This is a genomic window from Synergistaceae bacterium, from assembly GCA_012521675.1.
Lineage (GTDB): Bacteria > Synergistota > Synergistia > Synergistales > Aminobacteriaceae > JAAYLU01.
The window spans coordinates 1-9,522 of record JAAYLU010000017.1; the positions used below are offsets into that span (position 1 = coordinate 1).

The window sequence follows — 9,522 nt, forward strand, 5'->3', positions numbered from 1 at the left end:
CGGCTTCATGGGCATCGATAAATCAATCAAGGGGGAAAAACCATGAAGATACTTGTTGCGGAGGATGACGTAACTTCTCTTTTCATGCTCGAATCTCTTCTGACAAAATGGGGGTTTCAAGTCGTCTCCGTCCAGGATGGCGACGAGGCGCTGAAGATTCTCCAGGGCGAGGACCCCCCGCTTCTGGCGATCCTCGACTGGATCCTGCCGGGCAGGAGCGGCCCAGAGATCTGCGGGATGCTCTCCTCAAGGGAGAGGCCCGACGAGGAATCCTCTTGCCTCGGGGATATGGCAAAACCGTACCAGTATATTATCATCCTGACCGTTAAGGGCGACAGGGAGAGCGTGATCGCCGGGCTTGAGTCGGGGGCGGACGACTATGTGACGAAGCCCTTCGACTCCCACGAGCTTAGGCTGCGCGTTATGGGGGGGAAGAGAATCCTCGATCTGCAGGAGGAGCTCAGGAACGCGGCGATATTCGACGCGCTCACCGGGATCTTCAACAGGAGGGCGGTCATAGACAGGCTCGGCAAGGAGATAATCCGCGCCAAAAGGGAGGACGGGACTCTGAGCGTCGCCATGTTGGATATAGACCACTTCAAGACGGTGAACGACACCTACGGGCATGTGACGGGGGACAGGGTGCTGATCGACAGCGCGGAGAGAATCACGAAGTCCGTCCGCCCCTACGATATAGTAGGCAGGGTGGGAGGAGAGGAGTTCCTGATGATCTTCCCGGGGCTGGAGAATGGCGATATAGACGCTATCTGCGAGAGGGTGCGCCTCTCTTTCGAGTCGAAGCCCTTCAAGGCCTGCGAGGAGGAGGATGAAGGCCTATCTGTATCCGTCAGCATCGGGATCTGCGACCTGTCCGAGGAGTATCCAGACGTCGACTCCCTGCTTGCCGAGGCCGACAAGGCGCTTTACCGGGCGAAGAACTCGGGGAGAAACAGGGTGAGCAGGTAGCGGGTCCCTATGGGGCTTGGAGAGGAGTGTTGCAATTGAGAAAGAGCTGTGCATACCTTGTGGCGGCGCTTCTGTTATTCGTTCTGTTCCTGTCGTCCCCGGCGGCGGGGGCATGGTCCATGGGGGACCTGTTCTTCGCCAGGGATTGGAGGGGCGTGGACTCGCTCTTGCGGTCCGGGGTTGATCTGACGCCGATGGAAAAGTCCCTGGCGGCCAACGCCCTTTGGTTCTCGAACCGCTTCGAGGAGGCCCTTGCCCTCTTCGAGGAGTGCGCGCTCCACTGGCCGGACGAGGTGCGCCCCTACGGGGAGTTCATGATGGTGCTGGCGCTGGAGCGGCTGGGAAGGCCGGGGGAGGCCGTGGCGAAGGCGCTCGACCTGCTGCCCGTGGCCCCGTCCGACCTGGGCTACTACGCCGCCTACGCCCTCTTTCGCCTGGCGAATGCGAGCGACGGAGGCGAAAGGCGAGAGGCGGCTCAGAAGATGTACAGCCTGGCTCAGAACGACTCGCAGAGGACGACCGCACTGGCAGAGCTGCTGAAGCTCCCAGGCGACAAGACCGAGTACGCGCTGAGGATGACGGACATGTCGCCGAGGAACTCCGCCGCGCTGAAGGTTCTGGAGTCCCTTCCGAAGCCCTGGAGTTCGGACGTGAACATGGCGGTCGGCTACGCAGCCTATCTATCCGGCAAGTACGACAAGGCGATACCCCTCTTCCTCGCCATCCCGATGGACTCGAGGCACGGGCGCAAGTCGAGATACTACCGAGCCTTCTGCCTGTACAACAAGAAGCAGTACGCGCCCGCGCTGGAGGCGTGGGGCTACCTGGCGAAGACGGGCGAGTCCTACGCCGAGTCCTCCGTCAGGCGGATCTCCATCCTGGCCGGCAGGGGGGAGAGGGAGAACGCGCTTCGCGTACTGAGGGAGGTGGCCTCAAACCGCGAGGGGGAGATACAGGTCAGGGCTTATTACTCCCTGTCGACCCATCTATCGGGCAAGGAGAAAGCCGCCGCCGAGGACAAGGTCATTGAACTGGCGCCCGGCTCCCTGTTCACGACCCAGATCCTGTGGGGGAGGGGCTGGGACAGGTGGAGGGCCGGAGATGTTGCCGGTGCGACGGCCCAGTGGGAGAAGAGCCTCGCCCCGGGGATGAACAGAAACTGGCGGCCCCGGGTCATTCACTGGGTAGCCAAGGGGCACGAGAGGCTGGGGAACAGGGAGAAGAGCAGGCTCCTGCTCGACGGCCTGAAGAAGGACCACCCCCTTTCCATCTACGCCTTCATGGCGGGGGGCGAGATTGAGCTGACTCCGGGTACCCCGCCGGACCTCGACTCGGAGCCGTCGCTGCTGGAACAGTGGGGCTTCGTCTCGCACGCGCGCAGGGTGCTGCTCGCCAAGGGCGACGAGCGATCCGTGTTCAGGGCCGCCCGGCTGGCCGACTGGACGGGAGATCAGCAGGCGACTTACACCGCGGCGCTGAAGATAGGAGAGAGGCTCAGAACCGGGCCTTTCTACGAGGACGCCCTCTCGATGCTGTACCCCCGCCCCTTCTACTCGGATGTGACCCGTGCGGCGGAGCGTTTCGAGGTGGAGGACAACCTCGTATGGGCAATCATGAAGCAGGAGAGCGCGTTCAACCCCGCCGCGACGAGCTGGGCGGGGGCGGGCGGCCTGATGCAGCTGATGCCCGGCACTGCTGCCGGAGAGGCGAAATCACTCGGCATGAAGGAGTACAGCGTCTACGACGCGGAGCAGAACATAATAATGGGCACGGCCCATATCGCGAGGCTGATGCGCTCCTTCGGCGATGTGGGGCTTTCGCTGGCCGCTTACAACGCCGGCCCCGGCAACGCCAGGAAGTGGCTGGGCGACAGGAAGGACGTGCCGCTGGACGAATGGATAGAGCTGGTGCGATTCGAGGAGACGAACGACTACGTCCAAAAGGTGACGGCGAACCTTGAGGTCTACAGGGCACTTTATCCGCCCGAGGAGGAAGAGGTGGACGTCGGAGGGGAGACATCGGACTACGAGGACGACGGGGATTGAAAAAACGGGCGGCCGCGGATGACGGGCCGCCCGTTTCGTCATGTCCGTCGCGAGTCCGTCCCGTCAGGACGACGGGTTCTTAAGCTCCTTCAGAGCCGCCTCGAAGTGCCTCCATTCGATCAACGGGTCCTGCCCGCCCTCGCTCTTGATGTGCTCGCGTATGGCCATCATGGACGCCTTTCTGCAGACGAAGGCTATGTCCCCTCCCGTGCGCCCGTCCGTGAGACTGGACAGGGTCGGTATGCGGATCTCCGACGAGAGTGGCTTCTTGCGCAGGTGGATCTCGAAGATCCTCTCTCTCGCTGCCGCGTCCGGGCGGGGAAGCTCCAGTATCATGTCGAACCTGCCGCTCGACAGCAGGGAGGGATCGACCAGGTCGAGCCTGTTGGTGGTCGCGAGGATCACCACGCCCTTCAGGTCCTCTATGCCGCTCATCTCCGCCAGGAACTGGCTTATGACACGCTCGGTGAAACTGGCCCCCGCGCCGCTGTCCTTTCCCCGCACCGGGACGAGCGACTCTATCTCGTCGAAGTAGAGGATAGACGGGGCTGCCTGCTTGGCCGTGCGGAAGACCTCCCGTATCGCACGTTCGCTCTCGCCTACGTACTTGGACATGAGGGACGGCCCCTTGACCGATATGAAGTTGACGCCGCTCTCGTGGGCCAGGGCCTTGGCGAGCAGAGTCTTGCCGGTGCCAGAGGGCCCGTGGAGCATTATGCCCTTGGGCGGGGTGATGGCGAACTTCTCGAAGATGTCCGCGTGCTGCAGTGGCCACTGAACCGCGTCGTGGAGCTCGTCCTTTATGTCGTCGAGCCCGCCTATGTCGCGCCAGGAGACATCGGGGATCTCCACGAAGACCTCCCTGATGGCGGAGGGGTCCACCTCCCTGAAGGCGTCCAGAAAGTGCTCCATCCTGACGTCCATCGCCAGAAGCCGATCGTAGGGGATCTCCTCCATCTCCATGTCTATCTCGGGAAGGAGCTCCCTGAGGCTGGCCATGGCCGCCTCCTTGGCGAGAGCCTCTATGTCCGCGCCCACGTAGCCGTGGGTCATGTCGGCGAGGCGTCGAAGATCGACGTCCGAGGCCAGGGGCATCCCCCTGGTGTGGATGGCGAGTATCTCGTGTCGTCCGTTCCTGTCGGGTATGGGTATGGCTATCTCCCTGTCGAAGCGGCCGGGGCGGCGCAGAGCCGGGTCCAAAGTATTGGGGATGTTCGTCGCGCCTATGACGACTATCTGGCCCCGGGACTCAAGCCCGTCCATCAAGGCCAGCAGCTGGGCGACGACTCGCCTCTCGACCTGTTTCTCACCGCCCATCTCCTCGCGCTTCGGGGCTATGGCGTCTATCTCGTCGATGAAGATGATCGAAGGGGCGTGCGCCTGGGCGTCCTCGAAGACGTTGCGAAGGCGCTCCTCGCTCTCGCCGTAGAACTTGCCTATAACCTCCGGGCCGGAGATGTGGGTGAAGTAGACGTCCGTCTCGGCCGCGACTGCACGGGCTATTACTGTCTTGCCGGTGCCGGGAGGGCCGTAGAGCAGCACCCCCTTGGGCGGCTGAACTCCTAGCCTGTCGAACACCTGGGGAAAGCGAAGCGGCAACTCTATCATCTCCCTGATCCTCTGGATCTGCGGGCCGAGGCCGCCTATGTCCTCGTAGGTTATCTTGGCCTTTCTCTCCCCCTCGGCCTGCTTCTCAACGTTCACGTAGGTCGACTTGCTGATTATCACCGTCCCCGAGGGCGTGGTGTCAACTATGCGGAAGTCGCACATCCGGCTGCCGAACAGGTTGGTGCGCACCCGGTCGTCTTTGATGACGGGAAGCCCTTCGAGCAGGGAGCGGATGTAGACAGCGTCGCGCTCCTTCTCGAGCAGTGCCGTTGATGTCAGGGGGCGAAGGGTCACGCTTCCCGCGAAGTGATGAGTCGTCCTGTGGACTTCGACCTTGTCGTCGATGCTGATCTGGGCGTTGTCCCTCGATATGCCGTCTATCTGCACAACGCCCTTGGCGGCCCCGGACTCCACCAGCTCCGAGTCGCAGGAGAGGATCCGAACCGGGGTGCGCCTCTTTCCCTTTATCTCGACTATTTGACCTTCAGAAAGCCCCAGTTTGACCATATCCTCCGGGGAGATCCGGGCTATGCCGTGTCCAACGTCCTTCGACATGGCTTCCTTGACTTTTAACATGTGCGACAACCTCTCTTCATCGTGTCTCCAGCGGAAAAAACTCCCATGCTCTGCGGCTTGCCGTCAAGCGCCGCGGGGCATGGGAGACGTTGACAAAATTGCGTCCTAGCCAGCGGCCACTGGCTCGACCCTGCCAGGGTAGGCCTCGAGGGCGAGCTTCAGCACGTCCATGGCCTTGACCAGTTCCTCGTTCTTGAGGACGTAGGCAAGGCGGAACTCCTGCTTGCCGAGGCCCGGGGTGGCGTAGAAGCCCTCTCCGGCGGCGGCCATCAGGGTCTCCCCGTCGACGTCGAAGTTCTCCAGCATCCAGATGATGAACTTCTCCGCGTCGTCGACCGGGAGCTTTACCATGACGTAGAAGGCGCCCTTGGGCTCCGAGCAGATTACGCCGGGCATCTTCTGAAGGGCCGCGTAGAGTGTGTTGCGGCGCGCCTGGTACTCCTTGTTGACCTCTTCGAGGTAGGACTTCGGTGTGTTGTAGAGGGCGGTGGCGCCGACCTGCTCGAGCGTAGGCACGCAGAGGCGTCCCTGGGCTATCTTCAGGACCTGGGCCATGAAGTCCTTGTTCTTGGTGGCTATGCAGCCTATGCGGGCGCCGCAGGCGCTGTAGCGCTTTGAGACCGAGTCTACTATGATGACCCTGTCCTTGATCTCCGGCATGTGTCCGAAGCTTGTGTACTTGAGGCCGTCGTAGACGAACTCGCGGTAGACTTCGTCGGCGACGATGTAGAGGTTGTGCTTCAGGGCGAGCTCGGCTAGCATGTTCATCTCGTCGAGGGTGTAGATGGTGCCGGTCGGGTTGCCGGGGTTGGCGACGAGGATGGCGCGGGTGCGCGGATTGATCAGGGACTCGATCTGCTCCTTGGGAGGAAGATGGAAGCCCTCTTCAGCTTTCGTAGTGATCGGCGCGACCTTGACGTTCACACTCTGGGCAAAAGCGTTATAATTGGCGTAGAAGGGCTCGGGAATCAGCACCTCGTCGTTAGGGTCGCACATGGTCATGAACGCGAAAAGAAGCGCCTCGCTGCCGCCCGCGGTTACGATTATGTCCTCCCTCTCTAAGGGAATCTCGAACTCTTTGTAGTAGCGGCTCATCGCGTCGCGCAGGTCGTTGTTGCCCTGGGAGGTGGCGTAGGCTATGACTTCCTGCGAGAACTCCCTGATGGACTTGAGGAATGACTCGGGTGTTTTGATGTCGGGCTGTCCGATGTTGAGTGGGTAGATCTTCTTCCCCTTGGCCCTTGCCGCTTCGGCGTAGGGCAGCAGTCTGCGTACAGGAGACGACTGCATGGCCTTGACTCTTTCGGAAAACTTCACCTTGATAACCCCCTTGATTTGGTTTAAATGGTGAATCTCTCTTGGGGAAAATGATAACATAAATACGAGGGTTTTTACAGAATAGGGCGGTCGCGGGTGACAAATTACGAGAAAAATGAATGAAAACATATCGCAGCGGGGGTGACAAGGAATGAAAAGGATGGAACTGCTGAAAACGCTCGCGGCAGAGGGGGGAGGAAAGATGATCCTCCTCGTGATGGACGGATTGGGAGGCCTGCCCGGCGCGGAGGGTAAGACCGAGCTTGAGGCGGCCTTCAAGCCGAACATGGACGCACTGGCTGGGGAGAGCGAACTCGGCCTCCTCGAGATAGTGGACGTCGGGGTGACCCCCGGCAGCGGCCCGGGACACCTGTCGCTCTTCGGGTACGATCCTCTCGAGTTCTCCATAGGGCGTGGCATTCTCGAGGCGATGGGAGTGGGCGCCGCGGTGGGAGCTGGAGATATCTGCGCCCGCGGAAACTTCTGCACGCGAGACGGTGATATCATAGTCGACAGGCGGGCGGGGAGGATCGCCACGGAGAAGAGCGCGCTCGTCGTTAAAAAGCTGGCGGATTCGATAAAAGAGGTCGACGGTGTTAAGGTCTCGCTTTACCCCGGCAAGGAGCACAGGTTCGTCGCGGTCTTCTCGGGGGAGGGGCTCTCCGAGGAGGTGTCGGACGCCGACCCCCAGGCCGAGGGAGTGCCGATGCGCCCTGCACGTGCGACTTCGAAGAACGGCGAGAGGATGGCCCGGGCCGCGAACGAATTCATCGACCGGGTCGCCTCGGTGCTGAAGGGTGAATCCCCGGTCAATGGGTGCCTGCTGAGAGGCTTCTCGTCGGCGCCCGATATCCCCCTCATGCCGGACCTCTACCGGATAAAGCCTGTCGCGGTGGCAACCTACCCGATGTACAGGGGACTGGCCAAGCTGGTCGGTATGAGCGTGGTGGACGCGGGCGAGACGCTGGACGACCTCTTCGGCGCGGTCGAGCGAGCATATGACGATTATGACTATTTCTACGTCCACGTCAAGTACACTGACAGCCGCGGGGAGGACGGGGACTTCGACGGAAAGAGGGAGGTCGTGGAGACGGTTGACAGGCTGATTCCGCGCCTGACCGCCCTGGACCCGGACGTTATTGTGATAACGGGGGACCACAGCACCCCGAGCCTGTTGAGCGGCCATTCGTGGCACCCGGTGCCCTTTTTGCTGAGGAGCAAGTACGCCCGCAGGGGGGATTCTACGTCGTTCGACGAGAGGGAGTGCCGGGTCGGGGCCGGTGGACGGATCGAGGGCAGCAAACTTCTCGGGCTGATGCTGGCGCACGCTCGCAGGCTTGAAAAGTTCGGAGCATGACACTTTTGACGAGGTGATTCAGTGGAGGAACAGCAGCTTAACACTACGAGAGAAATAAAGGGCATGGCGAAGGACGACAAGTTCAAAGTGCTGGCTGTCGTGATGAGGTCGTCCATGAAGAGGGACAAGAACGGCAGGTACTACTGGGACCTCGGGGTGATGGACTCCGACGGGATCATCGACGGGAAGGCGTGGTCGAACGCCCAGTGGTGGGACAGGAGGGCAGAGCCGGAGCAGATCAAGGAGCCGGCCGAGTACGACGCGTTCAAGGACCTCGTCGGCAAGACAGTGGGCCTCGTGGGCCAGGTCAGCGAGTTCAGGGGGCAGCAGCAGTACAACTTCAATGCAGTCTCCCTGATGAACCAGGCGACCTTTCCGCCTCATAGACACGTCCAGCGCTCCCCCGTCCCGGAGGAGACATTGGAGAGGGAGTTCCTTGGCCTGGTGGACGAGTGCGACGGGCCCGTGAGGGAATTCCTGAGGTTCGCCTTCTTCAAGAAGAACCTCTGGGAGGAGTTCAGCGTCTGTCCGGCGGCGGTGTCTCATCATCACGCCTACGTCGGGGGGCTCCTGGAGCACACGGTAGCGGTGGCGAGGACGGCGAAGGGTATAGCGGAGGCGGGGATCCTCGGAGGCTACAAGGCGGACTTGTCCGTGACGATAGCGGGTGCCCTGCTTCACGACCTCGGCAAGCTCGATGCCTACAGGCTGACGCCCGTGCCTGTGATGACTGTTGCGGGGACCTTCCACGACCACATCGCGATAGGCTACGGCAAGTTCGAGTCGCTGGCGAGGGAGTTCGGGCTGGAGGAGCGGCTCTTCATGGCCCTCGGGCATATAATAGTCAGCCATCACGGCTGCAGGGAGTACGGTTCGCCCGTTCTTCCCGCGACGCCGGAGGCGATGGCGGTGAGCGCTGCAGACGAGATCGACTTCCGGCTCTTCTGCTGGAAGAACGCCGTCGAGCAGATGGAGGAGGGGCGGGAGATCTCCGACTACAATCACTCGGCGCAGAGACGCTTCTGGAGACAAGAGAGCCCAAATGGCGCATAAGTTCACCGTCTCCGAGTCGGACCACGGACGCCGCCTGGACAAGACCATCCGCTCCATATGGCCCTCCCTGCCCCTGAGCGTCGTGATGAAGGGCATAAGGACGGGCTCGGTCAGGCTGAACGGAAAAAAGAGCGCCTGCGACGTCAGGATAGAGGCGGGGCAGGAGGTCTACGTGCCCTGGGAGCCGCCCGCAGAGCGGGAAGGGCCTCCACTCATCCGCCGCACCCTGCCTGTGCTCTTTCGGAGCGACGGGCTGCTGGCGGTGGACAAACCCGCGAACCTGCTGGTCCAGCCGGACCGGAAGGGGCAGGACAACGTGCTGGACAGGGTGAAGTACATGATGCGTCTCGAGGGAGCGGAGGAGCGTGCCTACGCCGTTCACAGGCTCGACAGGAACACGACGGGGGTTCTGCTGGTGGCCCTGTCGGGGGTCGTGCTGAGGCTGCTGCAGGATGCCTTTCGCAACCGCGGGATCGAGAAGACATACCTGGCGGTGGTCCTGGGTGTCGTTCAGGGAAGCGGGGAGATAGACGCGCCTCTTCTGAAGGACAGGGCCTCCAACACCGTAAGGGTCGACAAGGGGGGAAAGGAGGCCCTTAC

General features: G+C 61.9%; 7 protein-coding genes. 5 read left to right on the forward strand and 2 right to left on the reverse strand.

What is annotated here, in order from left to right; translation table 11 throughout:
* Window positions 1–42 precede the first annotated feature (42 nt).
* Entirely contained in the window at window positions 43–966 is a 924-nt protein-coding gene (locus GX181_02015; protein ID NLM70722.1) for a diguanylate cyclase, read from the forward strand.
* Window positions 967–1,001: 35 nt separating this feature from the next.
* Window positions 1,002–3,011, forward strand: a complete 2,010-nt coding sequence (locus GX181_02020; GenBank protein NLM70723.1) for a transglycosylase SLT domain-containing protein — start codon at window positions 1,002–1,004, stop codon at window positions 3,009–3,011.
* Window positions 3,012–3,074: 63 nt separating this feature from the next.
* Here GX181_02020 and GX181_02025 read toward each other — a convergent pair whose 3' ends face one another.
* Both GX181_02025 and GX181_02030 read right to left on the reverse strand, forming a co-directional pair.
* On the reverse strand, window positions 3,075–5,195 hold the full coding sequence (locus GX181_02025; GenBank protein ID NLM70724.1) for a CDC48 family AAA ATPase: 2,121 nt from the start codon (window positions 5,193–5,195) through the stop codon (window positions 3,075–3,077).
* Window positions 5,196–5,300: 105 nt separating this feature from the next.
* Entirely contained in the window at window positions 5,301–6,512 is a 1,212-nt protein-coding gene (locus GX181_02030; GenBank protein NLM70725.1) for a pyridoxal phosphate-dependent aminotransferase, read from the reverse strand.
* Between the two features lie 151 nt (window positions 6,513–6,663).
* Here GX181_02030 and GX181_02035 point away from each other — a divergent pair, with 151 nt between their 5' ends.
* The 3 genes from GX181_02035 to GX181_02045 all read left to right on the forward strand — a co-directional run.
* Window positions 6,664–7,869: a 2,3-bisphosphoglycerate-independent phosphoglycerate mutase gene (locus GX181_02035; protein NLM70726.1), complete on the forward strand. Its 1,206-nt coding sequence runs from the start codon at window positions 6,664–6,666 to the stop codon at window positions 7,867–7,869.
* 63 nt (window positions 7,870–7,932) lie between these two features.
* A complete protein-coding gene (locus tag GX181_02040) occupies window positions 7,933–8,922 on the forward strand; it encodes an HD domain-containing protein (GenBank protein NLM70727.1) in 990 nt (329 codons plus the stop codon).
* Window positions 8,912–9,522, forward strand: a 611-nt coding sequence (locus tag GX181_02045; protein NLM70728.1) for an RluA family pseudouridine synthase, incomplete at its 3' end; no start/stop codon positions are given. The genes GX181_02040 and GX181_02045, both read left to right, overlap by 11 nt.